General features: G+C 50.7%; 1 protein-coding gene. It reads left to right on the forward strand.

Going from position 1 to position 306, the window contains the following annotated elements; translation table 11 throughout:
• Positions 1-80: 80 nt before the first annotated feature.
• A partial coding sequence (locus GYB81_RS23825; RefSeq protein ID WP_368854863.1) for a UbiA prenyltransferase family protein occupies positions 81-306 on the forward strand: 226 nt, incomplete at its 3' end.

A 306-nucleotide genomic window follows, 5' to 3' on the forward strand; every position in this document is an offset into this window, starting at 1 on the left:
GTTTTATCCTATAATCGCGTTCAATCATTTTCATCATTGTTTGATGGGGCTGAAAGGCCCCATTTTTATTGGCGCGTATTATGACTGAACAACAAATTAGCCGAACTCAGGCGTGGCTGGAAAGTTTACGACCTAAAACCCTCCCCCTCGCCTTTGCTGCAATTATCGTCGGGACGGCGCTGGCATGGTGGCAAGGTCACTTCGATCCGCTGGTCGCCCTGCTGGCACTAATTACCGCCGGGCTACTACAGATCCTTTCTAACCTCGCCAATGATCACGGCGGTGCGGTAAAAGGCAGCGATAAAC

This window comes from Pseudomonas yangonensis (assembly GCF_009932725.1).
GTDB lineage: Bacteria > Pseudomonadota > Gammaproteobacteria > Pseudomonadales > Pseudomonadaceae > Aquipseudomonas > Aquipseudomonas yangonensis.